The sequence below is a fragment of the Saccharothrix sp. NBAS 001 genome (assembly GCF_056640475.1).
Genome location: NZ_CM153251.1, coordinates 4,705,297 through 4,727,988, shown reverse-complemented (window position 1 = coordinate 4,727,988; position 22,692 = coordinate 4,705,297). Strand labels below are relative to the sequence as shown.

Genomic DNA, 22,692 nt, shown 5'->3' with positions numbered 1-22,692 from the left:
CGTCAGGACTCGGGAAAGCTGCGGCGGAGCAAGCCACACGGCGTCACACTCGTGGTGGCGACGGCGGTTCTGATCGGCTACTTCATCGGACGCCGGTGCTGCTGAACCCGGTCCCGACTCGGGGCGGAGCGTTGGCGGGTGGCGGCTGCGGGCGTTGGACTACGCTGTATGCGGTAGGAGCGGATGTCCGGTTGCTGCTGTCGACTGGACCCTCGGACCGTCTTCACTCTCGCGACAGATGGAGTTGTCAGGGTGGCGTGCCTTCACGTCGGCTGTGCGATGTGGTCCCACAAGGCGTGGCCGGGGCGGTTCGTGCCGCGGTCGTTGCCGGCAGGGGAGCGCCTGCGGGCGTATGCCGGTTGGTGCAACGCGGTGGAGGGCAACACCACCTTCTACGCGACGCCTGCGCGGGACACGGTCGTGACGTGGGCGCGGCAGACCGGGCCCGATTTCCGGTTCGTGGTCAAGCTGCCCAAGATCGTCACGCACGAGCGCCGGTTGGTCGGTGTCGAGGCCGAGATGCGGGCGTTCCTGGACGCGGTCGAGCCCCTCGGCGAGCGGGCGGTCCTGTGGACCCAACTGCCGGGCTCGTTCGGCCCCTCGGACGTCGACGCCCTGGCGCGGTTCCTGCGCAGGCTTCCCGCCGACCGCCGGCGCGCCGTCGAGGTGCGCCATCCCCGGTTCTTCGCCGAACCCGGCTCGACGTCCCTGCTGGAGTCCGTGCTCGCCGACGCGGACGCCGAGTGGATGCCGTTCGACACCGAGGTGTTCTTCCAAAGCCCGCCGACCAGTCACGCCGCCCGGGACGCCTGGGCGAAGAAACCGCGACTGCCGCGCCGGACGCGGGCGCTGACCGACCGGCCGATCGTCCGCTACCTGGGCAGGGACTCGGTCGAGGAGACGGTCGAGGGGTGGCAGCCGTGGGCCGCGGTGGTCGCCGACTGGCTGCGCGAGGGCCGGTCGCCGACCGTGTTCCTGCACACCCCCGACAACGACGACGCACCCGCCCTCGCCCGCCGGTTCCACGACGACGTCCGAACACTCGTGCCCGAACTCGACCCCCTGCCCGAACCCGAGCCCGTCGAACCCGCGACCCTGTTCTGAGCGATGCCGCGAACCGCGCGGGACACAGCGGGTCAAGTGGTCACGATGTCGCTTGTGGAGGGTCGGTTGTGCCCCGGAGGTCGATGCCGTCGGCCCACGCACCCGACGAGACACCGCCATGCCGCACGTGTTCGACGCAGTCCACTCACCTGACCGCACGCTCGCTCATCGGCAGATGAGTGCGTACGCCACCCACTGAACAGCGGCAGAAGCGGGTGTCGTGAAGCTGTGACGCGGACAGGCATGCCCGACCGGCGGTTCACGACCGTTGGCGACCTGGGTGAGCCTGGAGCCATGAGCGCCGTGCTTGCGAGCCTGGTCGCCGTCTTCGCGACCCTGTCAGGCTCCACTCTCACCTTCATCTTCCAGCGGCACATCACCCCGGCATACCGAGCGTTTCACTCGACGTCAGCAGCTTTGGCACGAACGGGTCGCCGCCTACAGCGCCTTCGCGACAGCCCTGACCGACTTCCGCAGGAGCCAGAACGACCGATGGCACTTGGAACAAGACGAACCCGACAGGCACTCGACACATCGCTGCCCGTGCAGAGTCCTACCAGCGGCGTGCTGACGCGACTGCGGCGCTGTTCCGCGTTCGCCTTGTCAACAGTGACACTGCCGTGGGCAGTCTGGCCCAGTCGGGTCTCGACGCGACGGCCGAGATCCACTCAGCCTGCGACGAGCAGGATCGGGCGACGCGAGGGGAGACGGCCCGCCTCGCCCTCGAACGTTTCCTCGTCCAAGTCGCGCCACACATCCAATGATCCCGGGCAGCGCTCGGTACGGGCTCGTTGAGTGGCAAACCGAGTAACTCACATCGATCGTCGTACCTGCGCGGGCCGCTCCTCGACCATTCGCTCATCGGCAGAGGCGGACGTTGCAAACCTGCTTCGGTGCGCCGGTCGAAGCCGAGATCCCCCGCAACGCCACGCACCTCGATGGCCGAACGCACCGGGCCGAGCGCGTCGACCATCGGCCGGGTCTGGCGGGCCTTCGGCCTCAAACCGCACCGCGCCAAGAACATCAAGCTGTCCACCGATCCGTTGTTCGTGGACAAGGTCGTCGACGTCGTCGGCCTCTACCACGACCCGCCCGAGCGGGCGGTGGTGCTGTGCGTGGACGAGAAGTCGCAGATCCAGGCGCTGGACCGCTCCCAGCCGGTGCTGCCGATGATGCCGGGCATGCCCGAGCGGCGAACCCACGACTACCACCGCAACGGCATCACCAGCCTGTTCGCCGCGTTCAACATCGCCGACGGGACCGTGATCGGAGCTGCACCGCCAGCACCGCGCTGCGGAGTTCAGGAAGTTCCCGACCACGATCGACAAGACGGTGCCGCCCGAACTTCAGGTGCACCTGGTCCGCGACAACCACGACACCCACACGACCCCGGTGATCAGGAAGTGGCCGCCGCGCACCCGAGGTTCCACGTGCACTTCACCTCGACCGGCTCGTCCTGGGTCAACGTTCGCCGGGTTGCGTAGCCGCCGGCTGCGTTTCGTCCTCATCGCCGGGGCGGAACCGGCAACCGTCCGGTCACAGCACCAACGGCTCACGGCCCGGTGGAGTCGGGGTCGGCATGCAGGGACAGGACCGCGACGTCGCCGCCGAAGCCCACCACGAGCGAGCCTTCCGGGGTCACGGTCAGCGCATGGACTGGCGCGGGAAACACCAGCTCCCGGCCGATCTGCCGCCCGGCGGCCGGCTCCCACAGGCACACCGTCCCATCCGAACCACCGGTGACGACCCGGAGTTCTCCACCGATCACCGCGGTCACCACCGCGGACACGGTGCCTTCGTGGCCGACCAGCCTGCCGACTTCCCGTCCCATGACCAGGTCCCACACGCGCACGGTGGCGTCGTGACCTGCCGTGATCGCGTGGGCTCTGCCACCGACGACCGCCGTCGCGACCGTCCACGCCTCGCCGTCGTGGCCCGGCAGGGGCTCCCCGACCGGTTGTCCGGTGGTCAGGTCCCACTGCCAGACCTTGCCCCCGCTCATACAGCCCACCGCACGGGGCCTGCCATCGATCACCAGCGTGTCGATGGCCATCAGGAAGTCGTCGTGTCCGGTGAGTTCGCCGACCTGTTCCCCACGGGCCAGATCCCAGACCCGCACGGACATGTCGTCGTCGCTGGCGAGCGCACACGGTCGCCCCTGGACGACAGCCGTGGCCAGACACCACACCTCACCGTTGATCCCCGGCAGCTCGCCCGTCTGTTGGCGGGTGGCCAGGTCCCACGCGAGTACCGCCCAGTCGCCGGCCGTGACGACGCACGGCCGACCGTCCACGACCTCCGTCGCCACCGCCCACACTCTGCCGTTGAGGTCGCTCATGGGCCCGCCGACCGGTTGGCCGGTCTCAAGGTCCCGCACCCGGACCGTCTGGTCCTTGCTGCCGGTGACCACGACGTGGCGGCCGTCCGAGAAGGTTGTCACCACCGCGTCGACACCGCCGGTGTGACCGGACGGGTCCATCTGGAAGTGCGGGTCGCTCTGCGCGCCGGTGGACCACAGCACCTGCCACGGCTCGGTGTCGACATCCTCCACCGACACGGCGGCAATCCGTGCCGACAACTCCCGGTCCCCGTACCGAGCCGCGTCCAGGGCCAGCAACTGCCGCCGCACCCACGGTGGCGCGTCCCGGTGTACGTCAACCGACGCCCGGTAAACCGCAGCCATCAGCCGCGCATCGGAATCCACATCGGAAGCCGGCAACCCCAGAACCTGCTCCGGATCAGCGTTCACCAGCCATGGCAGGTCCGTCCACCACCCTTCCGCCCCCGACGGATCCGATGCCGAAGCGGTCATCTGAACGTCGTCACTCATGGCCGAAACTCTAGTGATGCGGCCGGACAGGTCCGCCAGGTCGGATCAAGCTGCGCTCTTGAGAGGCCGTCCGCCCCAGCGGATGCATTTCTCGCTTCGGATGCGGGCGCGTCCTTTGCGTTCGGCGGCGCCCAGTGGCGGATGTCGGCGCCTTTGTGAGCGGACAGGTTGTCGAGGATCACGTAGATCCGGCCATGGACTTCCGCAGGTGGGCGGTGAGCTTGTGCCGTGACCAGCGAGTGAAGGGCTGACCGGGTGTGGTGGGGCGGGTGGTGGCCGTCTGGATGACGAAGTCCTCGTCGTCACGGTTGAGCAGGCGGGGACGGCCTCCCGCCCACCGAGGGTCCAGGCAGCCGCGCCCGCCCCGCTCGTCGTCACCGTGCTCAGGGGCATCGTGGGGGAGTTGACCGATGCGCCCGTCGATCATGCCCACCACGCGCCGCGCAGTGGTCGGCCCCGGCGTCGCCCCGCCACGCGCAACGACGTCGCCGAGTCGTTCCCCGGCGGGCCGCAGGACCGCGTCGAGGTCGCCCGCCTCGGCGACGACTCGATCATCACCGCCGAACCGGGCCCCACGTCCACCGGGTTCTGTCCCCGGTCGGCTCCGACGAACGCGGCCATGCCCGTTTCCTGCACAACGCCGCCGCCTACCGGATCGTCCGACCCGACGACGTCACCCCGTCAGTCCTCGAACAGCCACTCGTAGGTGGAGCCGCTTGGGGTGTGCACCAGTGCGTACTGCCCCGTCGCGGCCGTGACCTCGCGCAGGCGGGCCAGGACGGTGCCCTCGTCGGGCAGGTCCAGGCCGAGCGCGGCGGCCGCGCGGTCGCGTCGGGCGAGCAGGTCCGGCTGTTCGTCGAAGTACTCGGCGGCCAGCGCGCGGCTCTCGTCGGCGGTGAACGCGGTGCAGTCGCGCCACCACGGCGCCACGAGCAGGAGCCGCAACAGTTCCGGCAGGCCGACGGCGACCAGCGCCGAAGCACCCGAGGAATCGGCGTAGAGCACCGGGCGCTCCTCGCCGCCGTCACCGCAGAAGAAGTACGTGGCCCCCGTGCCGGCACCGGCGAACGGCTCCAGCCGGGCACCGGAGGCCAGGCGGACGTCGTCGATGTGGTCGGCCGGGTCCGGCACGAAATCCCCGGGCCAGGACAGGAAACGGGCGGCGGCCCGCTGCGCGGTGACGGCGGCGAGCAGCGGTGTCGTGGCGGTGTTCCCCGCCGGCGCACCGCCACCCGCCGGCCCGGCGGACGGGACGCGGCCCGGCAGGTCCAGGCGGGCACCGAGCCAGTCGCGCCCGAGTTCGGTCCCGTCGGTCCGCACGCGACCGACCGCCTCGGTCGCGGCGGCGATGTCGGCCGGGTCCAGCCGCCAGCCGGTGCCCTTGCGCGGGGTGAACAACCAGACCACACCGTCCTCGGCGAGCCTCGGGGTGTGCGCCGACAGCACCTCGGTGAGGTCGCCGTCGTCCCCCCGGAACCACAGCAACAGCACGTCCGCCCGGTCCGCCCAGCCGTCGAACGCCTCGTGGACCATCGGCCCGCCGATGGCCGACTCGACGCCCCTGCGCAGGTTGTGGTCGGAGTCCTCGTCGCACCCGACCTCCTGCACCACCTGCCCGGGGCGGAAGCCGAGCCGTCCCGCGAGGTGGGTCATCCTGTTCATCGGTTTCTCCGTGCGCGGTCGGGACTGCGGAAACTACGGCCCGGTGGAACGGCTCACGGCTTCGGACGTCGCCTCACCCCGGAGCGCGACCACTGCGGCACGCACCGACCAAGATTACGACATGCACTCTCCTCGTTTCCGCGCAAGGGATTCCCAACCGGAGACCACCCGGAACCGCCCCGCCACCCCGACCACCAACCGGCGCGATGTCGTGCGACCGGACGCGCGCTGCGGGATTCCGCTATCGCCGACCCGTCGCAGCCGTCGCTCGTCGCGGGTGCCGGACGAGGAGCGTGCGGACGTGCTCGCCCACGCCGACGCCCCGGGAATGAGCGGCCGGATCTCCGACTCCCTCGCTCCCTGCCCGAAACGCCGAGCCTGATTCACGCTCGTCCCGCTGCGAGCGGACATGCGAACAGCACGATCAGCGGCATGACCGGACGTTCGCCAGGTCCCGAAGCACGGTGTCCGACCCGGTACCCGAGCGGTGCCGTGGGCACTGTCGTGGCCATCAGCTTCCCGGCGATGTGCGCACATGCCGGTGTCCGCTGTCGGGGAAGGCGGGGGGTGCGGCCGGCAGCAGGTCGTGCAGTGGGTAGCCGCACTTCTCCGCCACACGGCAGGAGGCTCGATTGTCCTTCGCGTGCAGCAGGTCCAGGCGGGTCAGGCGGACGATGTCCTGTTCGCCCAGTGCCCATCGCGACACGGTGTCCAGCGCGCGGGCGGCGATGCCTTGACCCCGGGCCGCGGCCGCGGTCCAGTAGCCGACCTCTGCCAGGCCGGCGGTCCCGACCTTCACCACCACGTGACCGATGGGCGGTGTGTCGTCGTCATCGGCCGTCACGGCGAAGCTGAACCGTGTTGCGGAGGCCCAGCCGGCGGCTTGTGCGTCCAGCCACAGCATGGCATCGGTCTCGTTGGCCGGCGACGTGACCAGCCACCGGCGCAGCACTGGATCACGATGCGCCGCGAGCAGCGCCGGCAGGTCGTCCAACCGCCACGGGCGCAGCCTCAGGGCGACTGCCGACTCGGTCCTCGGCACGGCCGGCGTGATTGTCATGGTCGCCATTCTGCGCTTGTCGAGTCGACTCGCCCGGATGCGCTCCATTCGGCATGACCGTGTGTTGTCAGGTTTCAGGTGGCTGATGCCATGTAGGCCGCGAGGATGTAGGTGGGGTGGCGGTCGAGGTTCTTGCGGGCGCGGTCGTAGCGCATGGTGGTGCGGGGGTCGGCGTGGCGGGCTGCGATCTGGACGTCGCGGAGGTCGACTGCGGCGTCGAGCATGGTGGTGACGTAGGTGTGCCGCAGCAGGTGCGGATGCAGCTTCGGCAGCCGCGCTACCGGGGTCCTGGCGAGCTGGTGCAGGCGCCGGGTGGCGCAGTGGCGGTCCATCCGTCGCGCCCGCCGATTGAGCAGGATCGGCCCGGTCGCCCTGTCGTCGACGGCGCGCTCGATCGCACGCCCCACCGCCGGTGGCAGCGGGACCAGGGTCTCCTTGCCTCCTTTGCCGTGGACCAGCAGTACCCGGTGTCCGTGCTCCTTCCCGAGGTCCTGCACATCGCCACGTCCGGCCTCGGACACGCGCAGCCCGAGCAGTCCCAGCATGGCGATCAGCGCGAAGTCGAACCGAGTAGCCGACTCCCGCGCCGCTGCGAGCAGGGCCCTCGAACTGCAAGTGCGACAGGCCCAGCACCAGGGACTCGTTGGGGACGTGCGGGCGGCGGACCTCCTGCATCCACCGCACGTACAGCTCCACCTGCGCCCGCCCCAACCCCAGCGGCGCCGGCTCGCGCTCGGTTCACCAGGCCAGGAACAGCCGAAGATCGGATTCGGTGTGGGTGCGGGAGGTTCCGGTGTAGCGGCCCAGATAGGCAGAGGCGGCAAGGCGCAGCACGACATCGTCAAGGCTCGACAGGTCCATGACCCACCACGGTCACCCCGCGACGCCACCGCCAACAGCAGGCCAATCGCGGCATGAGCGGACGTTCGGGTGATCTCGGAGTGGCGGTGTCCGCACCGGCCGGTTGAGGAGGCGGAGGCGCTTAACGCGGTGGGCCGGCTCGCCGCGTGGCCGGGCGGGTACGACACCGCTCGCGAACGGTGCCGCGCTGTCTGGTCGCCGGCCACCCGGAGGGCGGCGGCGAGGAGCGTGGTCGGTGCCGGACCACCGCCCGCGCCTGCCGGCCGACCGCGTGCTCGACCTGCTGGATCGGCCCGACCCGGACCCGCTCCAGCACCACCGGCCGCCGGTGGTGCTGGAGCGCCACTCCCGCAAGACCTCCTCGGACGCCTTGCCGGCGGCCGTGGCGACGGCGCGCAGCCGTCCGGGTGCGGCGTGCCGCGCACAGCACCCGAAGCTCTGAGAACCCGAGGTCCAGGGGATCATCGCGCCGTATACGGCGTCGATCACCGCCGCCAGTTGACGGAGCAGGCGCACCGCCCCACGCACAACCGGCCGGTGACGCACCGACCACATGCGCGGACACCTGGGGACAGACCCCGACGACGACTCGGCCGGCCGCACGAGCAGCCGACCGAGGACGTGGTCCGCAGGGCAGCGGTTCGGTGCCCCGCAGCCGGATCAGGACGTCGGGTCGGGCAGCGGGACTCCCCGGCAGGTGAGATCGCGCTGCGGCACGACCCCGTCCACCAGGAACGCCTCCACCGCGTCATTGACGCAGCCGTTGGTGCGGCCATACAGGGCGTGGTCGCCCTCGTCGGTCACCGTCAGCATCCGGGAGTTCGCGAACTTCCGGTGCGCGCGCTGCGCCCCTTCCAGCGGCGTGGCCGGGTCGTGGACGGACTGCACCATCAGCACCGGCGGCACGCCCTTGCCGTCCGGGGTCTTCAGGTGCACGGGCGGGCGGTGCCAGGACGCGCACGGCGCACCCAGTTGGTAGTAGCCCACGAACGGGTTGGCGCGGCCGGTGCGTTCGGCCTTGCGCGCCACCACGGCGCGGCTGCGGTCCCAGCGGGAGTCGTTGCACAGCATCGCGAACTGCGTGCCGTACACCGCGTCGTCCGGCTTGAGCGCCGCTTTGGCCGGCGCGAGCACCCGCGTCTGCTCTTGCGTCGCGCGGTGTCCCGGCTGGTCCACGACGGCGCGGAGCGCGGCCAGGTCCGTCGCCGCACCGGGGAACCGGGCGGAGCGGTACATGGCCTCCAGGTACCTCAGGTCGAACTCGCCGGCGGTGTAGGTCGTGCCATCGGTCAGCACGGCCGGCGTCGCGGCGAGTCCGGCGCGCACCCGTTCGTAGGTCGCCCGGACCTCGTCGCCGGTGCTGCCGAGTCCGTAGCGGCCGTGGTACTTCGCCGCCCAGGGCAGGAAGTCCTCCCGGAACCGCCGTTCGAACCCGGCTCCGAAGTCGGCGAACGCGCCCTGCCAGTCGGTGGTGAACTCGGTGTTGGAGTCGAACACGAACCGGCCCACGTGCGTCGGGAAGTAGGTCGCGTAGTGCGCGCCCAGCCACGTCCCGGCGGAGTAGCCGAGCCAGTCGATCTTCTCGCGGCCGAGCAGCCGGCGCAGCAGGTCGAGGTCGCGCACGACCTGCTCGGTGGTGATGTGCCGCCCGAGGTCGCCGGACGCCGACTGGCACTCGCGGGCCTGGCGCTCGGCGTCGTCGTAGAGGCGGTCGACGTTGGCGGGGCGGCGATCGCGCGGGTCGACCTTGCCCAACCAGTCGTAGCCGCCGCACGAGGCCCTGGTGCTGTCGCCGGTGCCGCGCAGGTCGATGCCGACGATCTCGGTGTTGTCCAGCAGCTTCCGGCGGTCGAGCTGGAGCAGCGCCGAGGGCACCGACCGGCCCGGCGCGCCGGGTCCGCCGGGGTTGGTGAGCAGGCTGCGCCGGGGTTCGCGCCCGACCGGGCGGAGTCGGCTGACCGCGACGGTGACGGTGGCGTCGTCACCGGGCCGGTTCCAGTCGAGAGGTGCGGTGAAGGTGCCGCACTCCAGGCGTTCCGCGCCGGCCGGCTGTCCCGGCGGCGGACCGTCCGGGAAGCACGCCTTCCAGTCGATTGTCTGCGCGAGGTGCCGTTCCGGTGCCGGCTCGGCCGACGCGACTGCGGTCGCGGGGATCAGGGTGGCGGTGAGCGCCAATGCGATCAACGTCGCCCGCACGGCTCCTCCTCGGGTGTTCACTTCGCGGTGGGCAGGTAGCGGGGCGCCTTGCGGGCGTGGGTGGCCTGCTCGTAGGCGTAGGCGAACGAGAGCAGCTTCGCGTCGCTGAAGCGCGTGCCCAGGAACGACAGCCCCAGCGGCAGGCCGTCGCGGCTGAAGCCCGCCGGCACGGACAGGTGCGGGTAACCGGCCGTCGACGTGTGGCTGCTCGTGCCCGCGAACGAGTTCCGCACGGGGTCGCTGCCTTGGTAGTCGACGGGCGGCGCGGGCAGCTCGGTGGGCGTGACGATGGCGTCGAGGCGGTGCGCGGCGAGCACGTCGTCGATTCCCTGCCGGCCCGCGGTCGTCGCGGCCTCGCGGTGCGCCCGGTACTCCGGGTCGGTGATGTCGCCGTCGGTCTTGTCGGCCATCTCGAACAGGTCCTGGCCGAACGTCGCCAGCTCGACGTCCGCGTGCTGCCGGTTGTACTCGATCAAGCCGGTGAGGTTCTTCGGGTGCGACCCGGGCGTCGCGGCCAGGTAGGCGTTGAGGTCGTGCTTGAACTCGGTCAGCAGGGCGGGCAGCACGTGCGGCACCACCACCTCCTGGAAGTCGGGCAGGTCGGCGCCCTCCACGACCGTCGCGCCGAGGTCGCGCAGCTTCGCGACGGAGGCGTCGAAGACCCGGTCGGCGTCGGGGTCGATGCCCTGGTGCCCCTTGCGCCAGACGCCGATGCGCTTGCCGCGCAGCGCGTCGGTCTTGAGCACCTGGGTGTAGTCGGCGGGCAGCGCGCCGGCGGCGGCTGCGGAGTCTGGGTCGGCGGGGTCGGTGCCGCGCAGCGCCCAGAGCGTCACGGCCGCGTCGGTCACGGAGCGGGTGATGGGTCCGGGGCTGTCGTGCCGGCTGGTGATCGGGACGACGCCGGTCCGGCTGACCAGGCCCAGCGAGGGCTTGACGCCGACGGTCGAGGTCATCGCCGCCGGGCAGACGATCGACCCGCCGGTGTCGGTGCCGATCGTGATCGCCGCGAGGTTCGCCGCAGCAGCGGCGGCCGAGCCGCTGGACGAGCCGCACGGGCTGCGGTCCAGCACGTAGGGGTTGCGGGTCTGGCCGCCGGTCGCACTCCAGCCCGCGAGGGCGTCGGAGCCCCGGAAGTTCGACCAGATCGAGAGGTTCGCCTTGCCGAGGATGACCGCGCCGGCCTCGCGCAGCCGGGAGACCAGGAACGCGTCCTTCGCGGGCTTCGCCTCCAGCAGGGCCGTGGACCCGGCCGTCGTCGGCTGCCGGTCGGCGGTGTCCATGTTGCCCTTGATCAGCACCGGGATGCCGTCGAGCGGTCCACGCGACCGGTGCGCGCGCCGCCGGGCGTCGCTCTGGCGGGCCAGCTCGACGGCCTCCGGATTGACCCCGAGCACCGCGTTGAGCCGGGGGTTGAGGGTGTCGATGCGCCGGAGGTAGGCACGGGTCACCTGCTCGGAGGTGAACACCCGGGCGTCCATGCCCTGCTGGAGGTCCAGGACCGTGACCCGGTCGAGCACCGCGCCCAGCAGTGCCTCGGGCACGACCCCGGTCGACGCCTGCGCCGGTAGCGCCGTGACCGCGCACGCCGCCACGAGGCCGACCGCCGCCCCGCGCACCGACCACCTTGCTGCTGTTGACCGCATCGGATCCCCTTCGTCCTCGGGGCTCGCACCTCCCTGCACAGTCCACTGAGGACTGCCAGTGCGATTCCCTCCCCGTGGGAACGACGCTAGGCCTGCGCCCCCGGCGCGAAAATGCCCCTGACGCCCCTGCCGTGGTAGCGCCTGCACCACCACGGCCGGGGCGGCCCGCCCTACGCGGCCGAGCGCGTCACCAGCCCGCCCGGCGCGGCGACGAACACGCGGACCCGGCGAGGCAGCAGGTGGGCATCGACCGCGTTGCGCCGGCCCGGCGTGACGTGGTCGCGGGCCAGGGCCTTGAGCGCGGCGGACACGACGGTCGCGGGCTCCGTCATCCGCTCGCGGCCCTGGTGCCGATCTCGGCGAAGAACTCCATCCTGGTCGTGCCGGGGCGCACGCCACAGCACCTTCACACCGCGCCCTCGGCACTCTCGGCACAGGGCCGAGGCGGAAGTTCCGCACGAACCTCTTGCACGCGCCGCAGGGGCAGGGCGAGGTCGGCACCGCCATCACCCCACCACGCCCGCGCCACCACCACCCGCGAACGCCTCCACGGCGACCGGGAGCAGGCGTTGGGGCCCGACCACAGCGATCCGGGAGACCTCCACAACGCGAAATCGACCTGAACCCGCCCTCCCTCCGCCCACCACAGACGGGCCGACAACGGCGTTGAACGTCCGCATCTCGGCATGTGAGGCCGTTCGTCTTCCCTTGCCTGGTGGAGGATGTGGGCGTGGAACGTTTCCAGGACGACGACACCGGTTACGAACGGTGGCTGGCGGGGCATTCCGACCTGTACGTGCTCAACACGACCCGCACCCCCCGGGCTACCTGAAGCTCCACCGGGCCGCCTGCCGGACGATCACGGGAGCCCCGGCACGCGGTGTCCGCTGGACCGGGGACTACATCAAGTTCTGCGGGACGAAAGCCGAGCTGGAACGGTTCGCCCGAACCCTCGTCGGCGGCGAGGTGTCGCCGTGCGGCCTCTGCCACTGACCGGCGAAGGGCAACCCGTGTTCCGAGATCGCAGGTCCGGTTGGCAGGCGGCTCGGTCGACGCTTCGGCGGCAGCGGCAGCGGACGTTCCGAACGCTCGCTCTGCGGCAGAAGCGGATGTTCGTGTGGTGGTGTCTCGGGGCAGGCCGGCGTCGTCAGTGGTGACTGCGGGCTGGTTCAGGCAAGGTCTTCGAAGGAGTCCTCTCCCGGGCGCCAGCACATCCAGTGGCCGTCGGCGAAGCCGTTCAGAGAGGCGATCTCGGCTCCGGTGAGCTGGTCGGCTGTCGGGTGCAGAGCGAGGCTGCCGGTGTCGAGTTCGAGGCGCAGTCCGGTGCCGGTGGCCTCCTCGGTGGCGAGGACCGTGGCGGTGATCAGGGACCGCAGCGCGTCGCCGTAGCCGGGCCGGCCGTCGGCGTACGTGCCATCGGTGACGGTGACCGTCGGCATGGCATCGCAGGTGAGGACGGGCAGGTCGCCGCCGGGCAGGTCGAAGTGCAGCTGGACGTAGTCGTGCACGAAGTTCACCGAGTAGAGCCGGGCCCCGACCAGCCGGCCCAGTAACTCGTTCGGTACGTACCCGTACGACGACGCCACACCACCATCCTGCCCGACCACCCCCACGTCGCCGACAGAAGCACACGCTCACGATCGTCCGCTCATCGGCATGTGAGGTCGGTAGGACCGACCGGCACGGGGCAGGGGGAACGCTGCGGTTGGCCACCCGTGCCGGGCGGTGCCGCAGGGGGCCCGGCTGGTCGGGGTGTGGATGGTGTGGTGTGGACCTGCGCGTCGTTTCGTCTCTCGGGTGACGGGGGCGGCAGTGCCGCCGAGGTCACCCGTCTGCTCGGTCCAGACCACGGCGATCCGGACGAGCCGCGACATCGCGAATCGATCTGAGCCCGCACCCAACTGCCCGCCGGGGATCGGTCGACAACAGCCGTTCGAACGTCGCTGCTCGGCAGAATGAGGATATCGTGCGCCGCTCGATCAGCACTGCCAGGCTGCCGGTACGAATCCGCTGTTCCCTGCTTCGGTGCTCCTGCCCTCCGCAGAACGATCTCGGCACCGGCCCTCCGACGCGGCCACCGGAACACAGGCGCGAGGCTGTGCCGTCTCGATCTGCGGCCGGGGAGCGCCATGGCTGCTGAGACCGATCGGCGTGATGTCTCGTGCGACGTCCCGGACACGCGGGTCGCGCAGGCTCCGGATGTCAGGAGTCGTGAGAACTCGCAGCGTGTTGGGCGCGTGCCCGTTCGAGGGCGGCGTCGAAGTCGCGCTGGGTGTCCGTGCACCAGTGCAGCAGGTCGGCGAGGACGTGTTGCAGGGCCTCGCCGGGGCTGTGGCGCCAGCCCTCGCCCGAGAGCGTGTACGTCTGGAGCGTCGTGTTGGCCCGGCTCACCGCAGCGTCGTGCCCGTCCGTCGTCACTTGCGTCGTCCCTCCTGTGGTTGGTCGAAAAACAGTAGCGCGCTGTATAGTTGCAACGCATTCCACTTTTTGGTGCGGCGATCGCGGCAGAGGCAGGAACCCATGGAGACCCCCTCGGGCGGGCTGCGCACGGTCACCGCCGTCCGGTACGTGACCCCGCTGCGCAGCCGAGGTCGTCGTGGGCGAGTCCGCCCGGATCGTCTGGCTGGACGTGTTCACCGCGAACGTGGACCGCACCGTGCACCGCCCGAACCTCGTCACGTGGCCGGTCCCCAGCCACCGAAAACCTCCGGTGTGGCTCATCGACCACGGCGCGTCGCTGATGTCCACCACCGGTGGGCCGGCGTGCCGGCCCGGTCGCTTCCCGGGGACCTGCCGTGAGCGAAGGGCTTCGGGAGCGGAAGAAGCGGCAGACGCGGCAGCGGATCGCCGAGACGGCTCTCGGGCTGTTCGTGGCGCGGGGCTTCGACAACGTCACCGTTTCCGAGATCGCGGCGGCGGCCGAGGTCTCGGTCAACACCCTCTACAACTACTTCGAGGCGAAGGAAGACCTCGTCCTGCCGCCGGACGAGGCGTCCGCGCAACGGCTCGCGGACATCGTGCGCGCCCGGCGGCCCGGTGAGTCCGCCGCGCGGGCGGTGCTCGACCGGCTGCGGGACGAACTGCGCCGCCACGACCGGAAAGTGGGACTGGGCGAGGGCTTCGGTCCGGTGTTCGCGATGATGCGGGCCGCACCGACGCTGACCGCCCGCCTGGAACACCTCGGCCGGCAGATGACCGATGCCCTCGCCGCGGTCCTGGCCGAGGAGACCGGGGCCGGGCCCGACGACCTGACCTCACGCGTGGTCGCCGGCCAGATCGGCTGGTTCCACGCGCTGGTCTTCGCCGAGATCGGCAACCGCCTCACGACCGGCGACCGGCCCGAGACCATAGCCGCGAAAGCGATCCAGCTGCTCGACGCCGTCGACGGCCTGCTGAGCGAACGTGTCCTGTCCTACGCCACCCGGACGGCGTGACGCGACGACGGCACCGGACCTGCCCGCTACGCGCGCCCGACGGCCCGTTCCCGCCGATGTCCACACCTCGGCGGAAGCGGATTCCCCCGTCGCCCGGTCAGGTCGTGGTGGCCGCTGCGGCGAGCAGTTCGGCGAGTTCGGCGGGCTTGGTGTGGGTGGGCCAGTGGCCGGAGTCGATGTCGAGGAAGTCGAGGTGCTCGGCCCGCGCGAGTTCGGGTGCCTCGCCGGCGTCGATCCACGCCTTCGCCTGAGCCGGGGTGTGCTCGGCGCACACGAGGGCGACCGGGACCTGGAAGCGTCGTTCGTCGGTCAGCCGCACGATGCCGGTGGCCACGCCCTGGGGAACGGGGATCGCGGCGGCGGCGAAGTCGCGCCTGGCCTCCTCGTCCAGGTCGGCCGCGCTCGGGCCTTCGAACGGTTCCCAGCCGGGGAAGGGCATGATGCCGTTGCGCGACTCGAAGAAGTCGGCGTAAGGCTTGCCGTCGGCAGCCGGGACACCGCCGATGAGGACTACCTTGGAGACCTTGTCCGGACGCGCGTCCGCAGCCAGCCAGGCCAGGGTGCAGGCGGCCGAGTGCCCGACCACCACGGGCTTGCCGGAGGCCGCGTCCACGGCGGTGAGGACGGCTGCCACCTGGTCGTCGAGGGTGGCGGTGGTGGATCCGTCGCCTTGGCCGGGCAAGGTGAGCGGCACGGGGTTGTGGCCGAGCGACCGGAGTGTGGAGGCGACGTCGGCCCAGGCCGATCCGTCGAGCCACAGGCCGGCGATGAGCAGGATGTCCATGGTCGTTGTCTCCTCTGCCTGCGCGGTCGGGTGACCGCGGTGTGTCGACACGGCAGGCTAGGGGCGGTTCCGGACGTTCTGCTTCCGGTCAGGCGGTTTCTGGCACCGGCCGGCATCTACCGACCTCTTTGGTACGTGGCACGGTCGGCAAGCCGGGTACACGTGTGACGACGGCGGTAGGTGCCCCACCGGCACGGCGTGAGCCGTCACCCGCACATCGCCATGAACCGGCGTTGCGGTGCGGGATCCGGTCGTCTACTCGCGGACGGACTTGTAGCGCAGGAGGACGGCACCCGATCGGAAGGTGCGGTTCTCCACCAGTTCCAGTCGCAACCACTTGTCCAGCGACGGGAAGAAGGGGATGCCGCCGCCGATCGCGACCGGCGTGACCAGGACGTGGAACTCGTCCACGAGACCGGCTCGGACCAGGGGAGCGGCGAGCGTCGCGCCGCCCACCTCCATCAGGCCGTCGGTCTCGGCCTTGAGCCCGCGCACGGTCTCGACCACGTCGCCCCGTTCCAGCCGCGAGTTCCAGTCGACCGATTCCAGGGTCCGGGAGAAGACCACCTTCGGCATCGCGAGCCACAGCCGGGCGTACTCGGCCTCGACCGGGGGCACGTCGGGTGCTTGGCCGGCGGTCGGCCAGTGGGCCGACATCAGCTCGTACAGCTTGCGCCCGTACAGCGACAGCGCCACCTCGCCGGTCCGGTCGTTCCAGTACTGGTGCAGTTCGTCGTCCGGCGCGCTCCAGTCGAGGTCGCCGTTGGCGTCGACGGTGTAGCCGTCCACCGAGACGTTCATGCCGTAGGTCAGCAATCCCATGGCAGTACAGACTGCCGGAACGCGCGGAACTCATCGCGCCGACACGCCACACCCCGGACAACGCGACGCTGCCAACGTCCCCTCACCGGCAGAAGCCGACGTTCCACAGGGGACTCGCCTACTGGCCGTAGGAGCGGCGGAGGTCGGCGAACAGCAGTTGGTTGAGCCGCCGCCGGAGGTGCCCGGTCTTGCTCGGGTCGGGGGCTTCGACGGGGGTGAGCAGGGTGAACGTCAGCGAGGTGCCGGCGTTCCCGGCGGCGGTCAGCGTGAAGTGCACCTGGTCGTCGGGTCGGCTCGGCCACAGCGACGACCACACCACCCGACCAGGGTCCTCCGCGAGCAGGATCCTGGGCTCGACCTCGTCGGGCAGCAGATCGAGCCACGGCCGGGATCCCGGCCTGCGGGGCTGCGTGAGCGACTGCCAGACGACGTGCGGCGGCGGGGGCAGTGCACGCGTCCGTGAGCCGATTTCGATCACCCTGGCAGGATAGTCGGCACCGCCGGCTCCACCACTGGAAATCGGCCGCCCTCGAAATCTCGGGTCCGTGGCCGGGAGACACAGGAGTTCTCCGTGGCAAGGCCCTTCGAGAAATGTCCTTGCCCCCGTCCCACCATCCACATCGGACAGACCGGGGCCGAACTATCCGGACGGGCTGATCGCGGCAGAAGCGTGGGCGTGGCCCGCGACCGCGCTCAGACTGTCCAGGTCTGTGACGTACCAGGTCCCGTCGATGAAGGCGTGCAGCACATCGCCTCTACTGGTGTAACGCAGTCCGTGGGTCTCCAGGCCGTCGGGTAGCACCACACGGCACTGCCCGCCTTGCTGTGGCGCGAGATCGGGACTGATCCGCAGCACTGTCGCGACGTCGTAGTCAGGGCCCACGCCGAACAGGGCGGCGACGTCCGCACCGCGTCGCAGCAACTGGGACGCCGAACGGTACGGGGAGGGTCCCCAGTTGGTCACCCGCTCGTCGACGGCGGACAGGACGTGAAATCCCGTGTAGGGGCAGAAACAGGCTGTCTCGCCCTCGACGTTGAGCGAGTAGCAGTCGGCGATGGCGGGCAGCCTGGCGTCCTGCGGGTACACCCACTCGACGGTCAGATCCTCCGCGAAGCGGGCGAGTCCGTGTCCCTCCGGGCCGCTCGCGCCCATGGCTTCGTCGAAGTACCCGACCCAGACCTTGCCCGAGGGCGTGGTCAGCAGTTCCTCGACCGCGTCGCCGAGGCAGGCGCGGTGCCTGAGTTCGCCGCCGCTGGTCCACACCTCCGCGTTGGCCGCGCCGTACCCGGTCCGAGCCGCCGCCGGCAGAATGCGCTCCCCTGGCAGCGGCTGCACGAATCGCACCCGCAGGTCGGTCTCCACGTCGACGGCACCGACGACGGCGCGCCGGCCGGCGACGTGCCAGGTCACCTGCTTGCGGTTGACGTCCTCGCGGTACCGCCACACGGCGAACGCCGTACCGTCCGGACCCACGCCGACCGCTTCGGGCTTGTGGAGCACAGCCCCCGGATCCGAGGGCCTCACGAAGCCGTGCCGTCGAAGCGGCACGACCGGCAGCTTCACCACGTCCAACCGCCGCCGAAGTCGCTCCCGGTCGCGTTCCGCTTCGGATCTCATCATCGACATCATCTCAGCCGACGGTCATCGGACGGCGCGGCGGCGCTGGATGCGGCCGGCGACGGCGAGCACGACCGGTGCCGCCAGCCAGCACAGGTACGCGCGGGTGCTCATGGTCAGGAACGCGACCGGAATGGACACCGCGAACACCGCGGCCAGGCACGTGCTGCGCACCAGGTTCTGCGCGAACACCGGGGGCGGGACCTCCGTGCGGTACAGGTGTTCGCGCCGGATCTCCCGGATGATCAGCGCGAACGACGCCGACGCCAGGACCTGCACGATCGCGTAGAAGCTGAACCGGGGCGCGAAGGCTCCTTCGGCGGTGATCACCCGGGTCGCGAACGGCATCAGGACCTGCATGAACAGCCAGGCCAGGGTGAGGGTGGTCAGCCGGCCGCCCAGCGCGCGGACGTGCCGGAAGATCTCGTGGTGGGCGCGCCAGTGGGCGGCGATCACCACGAAGCTGAGCGCGAAGGCCAGGTACTCCGTGCCGTGCTCCGACACCGAACGCAGCATGGCCTCGGTGGTGTCGCCGGTGGGGACGGGGAGGTCCAGCGCCAGCAGGGTGAGGGCGATGGCGACCGCCGCGTCGACGAACATGGTGAGCCGCTCGGCGGAGGCGCGCGCCTCGCCGTTCTCGCCCTCGGGTTCGCGGTCGGTGCGAGTCGTCATGGTGAGGATCAACTCCCTCGGTGTCAGGCGGCGATTTCGGCGTTCGGCCGGAGCGTGGCAGTCAATCGCCGGGACCGCACGGCCAGGATGATCATGACGGCCGGGATGAGGATGTCGGTGATGATGACGCCACCGGTGTTGCCGGGGGCGTGGTCGCCGTTGGCGAACCACTGGTAGACGTGGCCGATCGCGGCTCCCCACAGGAACATCCCGCCGCCGAGCCCGATGGTGATGCGCTCGCGCGCGGAGGCGGAGGCGGCCCGGAAGCCCATCACGGCCATCCCGAGGTTGGCGAACGCGATCTCGACCATGAAGGGCGTCTGCTCGAAGCCGATCACCGCGGCCATCTCGTCGGGGACGGTGAGGAACGCGACCGTCATCCACAGGCTGCCGAGGCCGAAAGCGCCGATGGCCCACCAGCGCTGCCAGATCTCCAGCGCCTCCTGGCGCGACCGGGCGCGGCGGGCCCGCACGAACGCCCCGATGGCCGGCACCAGGATCCAGATCAGGGGGAAGGCGGACTGGGCGAGGTAGGAGAAGGTGTCCATGCCATCAGTCTTACCCAGTTAATATTAACGAGTCAACATTGAGGTAGGGTGGTGCCGTGGATGACGGACTCGCAGACCTGTTGCACCGCGTGGTCATGCTGCTGGGCGAGGCGGCCCGGCGGCGCCCCGCCGACGGCCTGACCTACAGCCAGATGCGGCTGCTGGGCACGCTGGAGGAGATCGAACCGACGACGCAGCACCGCCTCGCGCAAGCGCTGTCGGTGTCCGACCCGGCGATCAGCCGGGCGCTGCGGCCACTCGAAGCGGGTGGGCTGGTGCAGGTCGCCGTCGACCCCGAACACGCACGGCGACGCCTCGTCCGGCTCACCGAAGCCGGCCGAAAAGCCTTCCACACCACCGGGAAGCCGCTCTACGACGAGCTGCGCGCCAGTCTCGTCGCGGCCGGTTTCCCCTACGAGCGCTACCTCGAAGACACCCTTCGGCTGGCCGAGCTGCTCGCACCGGACTGAGCACACCGCTCAGAACGTCTGGAGCGCTGGAGCGCTGGTGCCGAGTGCGGCCTGCGTGCGATGTCACGGGTGCCGGACGCGTCGCCGCGTTCGGCACCCACCGTGTCACGTCGGGTCAGCCGCAGGTGATGAGGCTCATGCTGCTGCAACAGCCGCCGCTGCAGTGCTGGCTGGTGGTGCTGGCCGCCATCGTGTCGAGGCCGTCGAACTCCGGGGCCGTGGTGTCGGAGGTGGAGAGGTCTTGGAGATCGAGCAGGTAGCGCATGGGCGGGCCTTCTTCCTGATCAGGTTGGCGGGGGTGGGATCCGGGGCAGGAACGGCAGGAGTTCGCCGCCGTTCAGCACGGCGTGCAGCGCGGTGAGGACGCCCGCGCCGCCGCTGCCCAGGTCCATCGACAGCCGCATCAGCTGCTCGCCCGGGAAGGCGACCTCGCCGTCGAGGTCGATGAAGTGCAGCGGTGTCGTGCGCAGGTGGGTGGCGATCGCGGCTTCGAGGTCGGGGTCCGGGGTGTGCGGGTCGCGCAGCAGGCCGAGGAAGCCGACGAGGCCGGCGCGGCCGTTGAACAGGCCCGGTTGCACCGCGAACTCGATGGCGGCGGCACGTCGGATGCCGGTGAGCACGTCCGTGAGGTGCCCGTCGGGGCGGTGGTCCAGGTAGAGGCGCAGGACCGCGCCCACGCCGGCGCTGCCCGAAGCCAGGTACGGCAGGCTGCGCCAGCCCTCGTTGAGCTGGACGGAGTCGTCTTTCGCGACGCGCACGCAGGTCGCCAGGTCGTGTCGCAGGTAGCTCGCGGCGGCGTCGAGCCAGTGTTCTTCGCGGGTGTGCTCGAAGAGTCTGACCAGCAGCAGGGCCGGGCCGCTGTCGCCGCGCAGCAGACCACCGCGACCCACGGCGGACGACCGGGTCCCGAACGCCCCCGGAGAGTCCCGAGCGGACAGGCGGTCGGTGAGGATCGTGCCGATCTTCCTCGCCCGGGGCAGGGTGTCCAGGCGGTCGGCGAAGTGCAGGTGGGTCAGGCCGACGCCGGCCAGGCCCGCGAACAGGTCGTCGGAGAGTTCGGCCGGGTCCAGTGCCGAGGTCCGGTCGAGGACTTGGGACGCCTCGGTCTCACGGCCGAGGCGGTCCAAGGCGTAGGCGATGCCGCACAAGCCGTCGTGCAGGCCCACGTGCTGGTCGCTGCCGCCGGCCTTCACCGCGCGGATCAGCCATTCCTCGTGCTCGGGGTGGTGGCCGTGGCCGGTCGCCGCGAGGGCGTGCAGAACGCCGGCCGCTCCGTGGCCGAAACCCAGGCCGTTGCGGCTGAACTGGTAGAGGTCGCCGGGGAACAGCCGGTCTTCGCGGTGCGGGGTGGCGGTCGACAGGATGGCACGGGCCGTGGACGACAGCGCGCGGTCCCAGCCGCTCCCGCCGGCCCGCAGGCCGACCGCCATGCGGGTCACCGGCCCGGGGTGCTCGGGCAGAGGGCCGGTTTCGGTTGCGACCGAGTCGGCGAAGTCCTCGCCCACCGGGAAGCGCTCGGCCACGGCGGCGGCGAGTTCGCCGGCCTTCGCCGGGTCGAGCGGCAGCACCTGGGTGATCGGGTAGAACATCGCCAGCCGCAGGCAGCCCAACGCGTAGTGGTCGGCCGCCGGGCCGGTGCGGTGGTCGCGCGGGACGTAGCCGGGTGCGCCCACGCCGACGTTGGGCCGTTCCCCGTCGTGGTAGGCCATTTCGAAGTCGATGAGCCGGACGCGGCCGTCCGGCTCGACCACGACGTTGTTCGGGTGCAGGTCGGCGAACACGATTCCCCTGCGGTGCAACCGGTCCAGCACGTCCGACACCTGGTCGAGCACGTCGAGCGCCCAGCGCGTGTACTCGGCGACGTCGTCTTCGGTGGAGCCGGCCCCGATCAGCGGGTGCCGCTGGACCATCAGCCGGTTGAGCCGCGCGCCCTGCACGAACTCCTGGGCGAGGAAGTGGTGTTCGTCGAGGACGAGCAGTTCGTGCGCGTCGGCCACGGCGGGCACGTCGGCGAGTTCGACCAGGAAGGCGTGCTCGCGGTGCAGGCGCTGCACGGCGTCGGCCCCGGTCCGGTCGAGACCGGCGTGCGGCCTGGCCTCCTTGAGCACGACCAACCGGTCTTGGCGCAGGTCGCGCGCCACGTACACGCCGCCGCCGTTGGAGAAGTGCAGCGCGCGTTGGACCTCGTAGGGGAAGTCCGCGGGCCTGTTCCCGTCGCCCAGGGCGTCGACGTGCGGGGCGAGGAAATCGGGGATGGCCACCCAGTCCGGCGGCCGGAACACGGTGCCCCGGACGTCCGGGACGAGCGTTCCGCCGGGTTCGGCGATCGCCGGCACGAGTTCCCCGGTGGGCACCCGGCAGAGCCGTCGGGCGAACCCGCCGTACCGCACGTACAGCGGCCCGTTCCGCCATCGCAGATCGCTCAGGATTCGCGGCCCGCGCACCCCGGCGAGCAGTTCGTCGAGATCGAGGACGGTGCGGTGGAGTTCTTCCTCGGCGCTCGGGTAGATGGTGACGAACTTCCCGCTCCCGGTGCGGTCGGCGTATTTCAGGTTGCGGAACAGGAGGGTCTGGGCGCTGTCCAGGAACTTGAACGAAATCCGCCGCCCGACGCAGTACTCCCACACCGTCCGCAGCACCCGGGGCGCGTCCTCCAGGGTGGCCGACACGTGCACCTTCCACCCCTGGTGCGGCAGCTCAAGGCCGTCCGGGACGAGCTGGGTCCAGGAGTCCCGGTGTACCTTGGCCCACCCGTCGGGGGCTGGGCCGACACCTTCCGGCCAGCCCTCGTCGGAATTCCGCCGGCGGTCCGGTGAATCGTAGAACAATGGATCCGCGAGGCAGAACTGAGCATATCTGTCCACGTCCACCCCGTCTCCTGGCGCGGCCGGGTCGGAGGTCATCGTAACCGGTGGCCAGGGGATTCGTCGCTAGGCCACAAGAATCACTTGTGTCCGGGTCGGAGCAAAGTCGGTACGGCAATCGCAC

At 70.9% G+C, this 22,692-nt stretch carries 24 protein-coding genes; 5 read left to right on the top strand and 19 right to left on the bottom strand.

What is annotated here, in order from left to right:
* The first annotated feature begins 279 nt into the window (after positions 1 to 279).
* Together AC0HI0_RS19270 and AC0HI0_RS19265 are read left to right on the top strand one after the other, a co-directional pair.
* Positions 280 to 1,104, top strand: a complete 825-nt coding sequence (locus tag AC0HI0_RS19270; RefSeq protein WP_480933751.1) for a DUF72 domain-containing protein — start codon at positions 280 to 282, stop codon at positions 1,102 to 1,104.
* A 791-nt stretch (positions 1,105 to 1,895) separates the two neighbouring features.
* Positions 1,896 to 2,588 carry a transposase gene (locus AC0HI0_RS19265; protein ID WP_480933750.1) on the top strand — a complete coding sequence of 231 codons (693 nt, stop codon included), beginning with the start codon at positions 1,896 to 1,898 and terminating at the stop codon, positions 2,586 to 2,588.
* 68 nt (positions 2,589 to 2,656) lie between these two features.
* Here AC0HI0_RS19265 and AC0HI0_RS19260 read toward each other — a convergent pair whose 3' ends face one another.
* The 6 genes from AC0HI0_RS19260 to AC0HI0_RS19235 all read right to left on the bottom strand — a co-directional run bounded on the left by AC0HI0_RS19260 (position 2,657) and on the right by AC0HI0_RS19235 (position 7,517).
* Positions 2,657 to 3,934 carry a WD40 repeat domain-containing protein gene (locus AC0HI0_RS19260; protein WP_480933749.1) on the bottom strand — a complete coding sequence of 426 codons (1,278 nt, stop codon included), beginning with the start codon at positions 3,932 to 3,934 and terminating at the stop codon, positions 2,657 to 2,659.
* Between the two features lie 423 nt (positions 3,935 to 4,357).
* On the bottom strand, positions 4,358 to 4,555 hold the full coding sequence (locus AC0HI0_RS19255; RefSeq protein WP_480933748.1) for a hypothetical protein: 198 nt from the start codon (positions 4,553 to 4,555) through the stop codon (positions 4,358 to 4,360).
* Positions 4,556 to 4,615: 60 nt separating this feature from the next.
* Positions 4,616 to 5,596, bottom strand: coding sequence for a DUF3052 family protein (locus tag AC0HI0_RS19250; RefSeq protein WP_480933747.1), 981 nt, complete (start codon positions 5,594 to 5,596; stop codon positions 4,616 to 4,618).
* Positions 5,597 to 6,107: 511 nt separating this feature from the next.
* Positions 6,108 to 6,704 (bottom strand): GNAT family N-acetyltransferase, encoded by a 597-nt coding sequence (locus AC0HI0_RS19245; protein ID WP_480933746.1) that lies wholly within the window; start codon positions 6,702 to 6,704, stop codon positions 6,108 to 6,110.
* A 26-nt stretch (positions 6,705 to 6,730) separates the two neighbouring features.
* Positions 6,731 to 7,201, bottom strand: coding sequence for a tyrosine-type recombinase/integrase (locus AC0HI0_RS19240; RefSeq protein WP_480933745.1), 471 nt, complete (start codon positions 7,199 to 7,201; stop codon positions 6,731 to 6,733).
* A gap of 193 nt (positions 7,202 to 7,394) precedes the next feature.
* Positions 7,395 to 7,517 carry a hypothetical protein gene (locus AC0HI0_RS19235; protein ID WP_480933744.1) on the bottom strand — a complete coding sequence of 41 codons (123 nt, stop codon included), beginning with the start codon at positions 7,515 to 7,517 and terminating at the stop codon, positions 7,395 to 7,397.
* Positions 7,518 to 7,752: 235 nt separating this feature from the next.
* Here AC0HI0_RS19235 and AC0HI0_RS19230 point away from each other — a divergent pair, with 235 nt between their 5' ends.
* On the top strand, positions 7,753 to 7,959 hold the full coding sequence (locus AC0HI0_RS19230) for a hypothetical protein (RefSeq protein ID WP_480933743.1): 207 nt from the start codon (positions 7,753 to 7,755) through the stop codon (positions 7,957 to 7,959).
* A 218-nt stretch (positions 7,960 to 8,177) separates the two neighbouring features.
* Here AC0HI0_RS19230 and AC0HI0_RS19225 read toward each other — a convergent pair whose 3' ends face one another.
* The 5 genes from AC0HI0_RS19225 to AC0HI0_RS19205 form a co-directional block, all read right to left on the bottom strand.
* On the bottom strand, positions 8,178 to 9,713 hold the full coding sequence (locus AC0HI0_RS19225; protein ID WP_480933742.1) for an alpha/beta hydrolase: 1,536 nt from the start codon (positions 9,711 to 9,713) through the stop codon (positions 8,178 to 8,180).
* 17 nt (positions 9,714 to 9,730) lie between these two features.
* On the bottom strand, positions 9,731 to 11,356 hold the full coding sequence (locus AC0HI0_RS19220; RefSeq protein ID WP_480933741.1) for an amidase: 1,626 nt from the start codon (positions 11,354 to 11,356) through the stop codon (positions 9,731 to 9,733).
* 170 nt (positions 11,357 to 11,526) lie between these two features.
* Positions 11,527 to 11,688 (bottom strand): hypothetical protein, encoded by a 162-nt coding sequence (locus tag AC0HI0_RS19215; protein WP_480933740.1) that lies wholly within the window; start codon positions 11,686 to 11,688, stop codon positions 11,527 to 11,529.
* 837 nt (positions 11,689 to 12,525) lie between these two features.
* Positions 12,526 to 12,942 (bottom strand): hypothetical protein, encoded by a 417-nt coding sequence (locus AC0HI0_RS19210; protein WP_480933739.1) that lies wholly within the window; start codon positions 12,940 to 12,942, stop codon positions 12,526 to 12,528.
* A 616-nt stretch (positions 12,943 to 13,558) separates the two neighbouring features.
* A complete protein-coding gene (locus AC0HI0_RS19205) occupies positions 13,559 to 13,774 on the bottom strand; it encodes a hypothetical protein (protein WP_480933738.1) in 216 nt (71 codons plus the stop codon).
* 377 nt (positions 13,775 to 14,151) lie between these two features.
* Here AC0HI0_RS19205 and AC0HI0_RS19200 point away from each other — a divergent pair, with 377 nt between their 5' ends.
* Positions 14,152 to 14,790, top strand: coding sequence for a TetR/AcrR family transcriptional regulator (locus AC0HI0_RS19200; RefSeq protein ID WP_480933737.1), 639 nt, complete (start codon positions 14,152 to 14,154; stop codon positions 14,788 to 14,790).
* A 97-nt stretch (positions 14,791 to 14,887) separates the two neighbouring features.
* Here the strand turns inward: AC0HI0_RS19200 and AC0HI0_RS19195 are convergent, their stop codons facing one another.
* From AC0HI0_RS19195 to AC0HI0_RS19170, 6 genes are all read right to left on the bottom strand, one after another.
* Entirely contained in the window at positions 14,888 to 15,574 is a 687-nt protein-coding gene (locus tag AC0HI0_RS19195; protein ID WP_480933736.1) for an alpha/beta fold hydrolase, read from the bottom strand.
* A 255-nt stretch (positions 15,575 to 15,829) separates the two neighbouring features.
* Complete coding sequence (locus AC0HI0_RS19190) at positions 15,830 to 16,396, bottom strand: dihydrofolate reductase family protein (protein WP_480933735.1); 567 nt, start codon at positions 16,394 to 16,396, stop codon at positions 15,830 to 15,832.
* A gap of 118 nt (positions 16,397 to 16,514) precedes the next feature.
* Entirely contained in the window at positions 16,515 to 16,874 is a 360-nt protein-coding gene (locus tag AC0HI0_RS19185; RefSeq protein ID WP_480933734.1) for an SRPBCC family protein, read from the bottom strand.
* Positions 16,875 to 17,036: 162 nt separating this feature from the next.
* Complete coding sequence (locus tag AC0HI0_RS19180) at positions 17,037 to 17,960, bottom strand: hypothetical protein (RefSeq protein WP_480933733.1); 924 nt, start codon at positions 17,958 to 17,960, stop codon at positions 17,037 to 17,039.
* Between the two features lie 78 nt (positions 17,961 to 18,038).
* Complete coding sequence (locus AC0HI0_RS19175) at positions 18,039 to 18,686, bottom strand: TMEM175 family protein (RefSeq protein ID WP_480933732.1); 648 nt, start codon at positions 18,684 to 18,686, stop codon at positions 18,039 to 18,041.
* Between the two features lie 23 nt (positions 18,687 to 18,709).
* Positions 18,710 to 19,234: a DUF6790 family protein gene (locus AC0HI0_RS19170; protein WP_480933731.1), complete on the bottom strand. Its 525-nt coding sequence runs from the start codon at positions 19,232 to 19,234 to the stop codon at positions 18,710 to 18,712.
* A gap of 56 nt (positions 19,235 to 19,290) precedes the next feature.
* Here AC0HI0_RS19170 and AC0HI0_RS19165 point away from each other — a divergent pair, with 56 nt between their 5' ends.
* The gene (locus AC0HI0_RS19165; RefSeq protein ID WP_480933730.1) at positions 19,291 to 19,704 is read left to right on the top strand and encodes a MarR family winged helix-turn-helix transcriptional regulator; all 414 of its coding nucleotides are present in this window, start codon (positions 19,291 to 19,293) and stop codon (positions 19,702 to 19,704) included.
* 115 nt (positions 19,705 to 19,819) lie between these two features.
* Here AC0HI0_RS19165 and AC0HI0_RS19160 read toward each other — a convergent pair whose 3' ends face one another.
* Positions 19,820 to 19,969, bottom strand: a complete 150-nt coding sequence (locus AC0HI0_RS19160; protein WP_310306081.1) for a hypothetical protein — start codon at positions 19,967 to 19,969, stop codon at positions 19,820 to 19,822.
* 19 nt (positions 19,970 to 19,988) lie between these two features.
* Entirely contained in the window at positions 19,989 to 22,607 is a 2,619-nt protein-coding gene (gene lanKC, locus AC0HI0_RS19155; RefSeq protein WP_480933729.1) for a class III lanthionine synthetase LanKC, read from the bottom strand.
* Between the last annotated feature and the right edge of the window lie 85 nt (positions 22,608 to 22,692).

What these genes read in the sequence shown, in the direction of transcription:
- AC0HI0_RS19270 (WP_480933751.1), top strand. Translation starts at nt 280, where the DNA reads ATGTGGTCCCACAAGGCGTGGCCGGGGCGGTTCGTGCCGCGGTCGTTG.
- AC0HI0_RS19260 (WP_480933749.1), bottom strand. Translation starts at nt 3,934, where the DNA reads ATGAGTGACGACGTTCAGATGACCGCTTCGGCATCGGATCCGTCGGGG.
- AC0HI0_RS19255 (WP_480933748.1), bottom strand. Translation starts at nt 4,555, where the DNA reads ATGGCCGCGTTCGTCGGAGCCGACCGGGGACAGAACCCGGTGGACGTG.
- AC0HI0_RS19250 (WP_480933747.1), bottom strand. Translation starts at nt 5,596, where the DNA reads ATGAACAGGATGACCCACCTCGCGGGACGGCTCGGCTTCCGCCCCGGG.
- AC0HI0_RS19245 (WP_480933746.1), bottom strand. Translation starts at nt 6,704, where the DNA reads ATGGAGCGCATCCGGGCGAGTCGACTCGACAAGCGCAGAATGGCGACC.
- AC0HI0_RS19240 (WP_480933745.1), bottom strand. Translation starts at nt 7,201, where the DNA reads ATGCTGGGACTGCTCGGGCTGCGCGTGTCCGAGGCCGGACGTGGCGAT.
- AC0HI0_RS19235 (WP_480933744.1), bottom strand. Translation starts at nt 7,517, where the DNA reads ATGGACCTGTCGAGCCTTGACGATGTCGTGCTGCGCCTTGCCGCCTCT.
- AC0HI0_RS19220 (WP_480933741.1), bottom strand. Translation starts at nt 11,356, where the DNA reads ATGCGGTCAACAGCAGCAAGGTGGTCGGTGCGCGGGGCGGCGGTCGGC.
- AC0HI0_RS19215 (WP_480933740.1), bottom strand. Translation starts at nt 11,688, where the DNA reads ATGACGGAGCCCGCGACCGTCGTGTCCGCCGCGCTCAAGGCCCTGGCC.
- AC0HI0_RS19195 (WP_480933736.1), bottom strand. Translation starts at nt 15,574, where the DNA reads ATGGACATCCTGCTCATCGCCGGCCTGTGGCTCGACGGATCGGCCTGG.
- AC0HI0_RS19190 (WP_480933735.1), bottom strand. Translation starts at nt 16,396, where the DNA reads ATGGGATTGCTGACCTACGGCATGAACGTCTCGGTGGACGGCTACACC.
- AC0HI0_RS19175 (WP_480933732.1), bottom strand. Translation starts at nt 18,686, where the DNA reads ATGACGACTCGCACCGACCGCGAACCCGAGGGCGAGAACGGCGAGGCG.
- AC0HI0_RS19170 (WP_480933731.1), bottom strand. Translation starts at nt 19,234, where the DNA reads ATGGACACCTTCTCCTACCTCGCCCAGTCCGCCTTCCCCCTGATCTGG.
- AC0HI0_RS19160 (WP_310306081.1), bottom strand. Translation starts at nt 19,969, where the DNA reads ATGCGCTACCTGCTCGATCTCCAAGACCTCTCCACCTCCGACACCACG.
- lanKC (WP_480933729.1), bottom strand. Translation starts at nt 22,607, where the DNA reads ATGACCTCCGACCCGGCCGCGCCAGGAGACGGGGTGGACGTGGACAGA.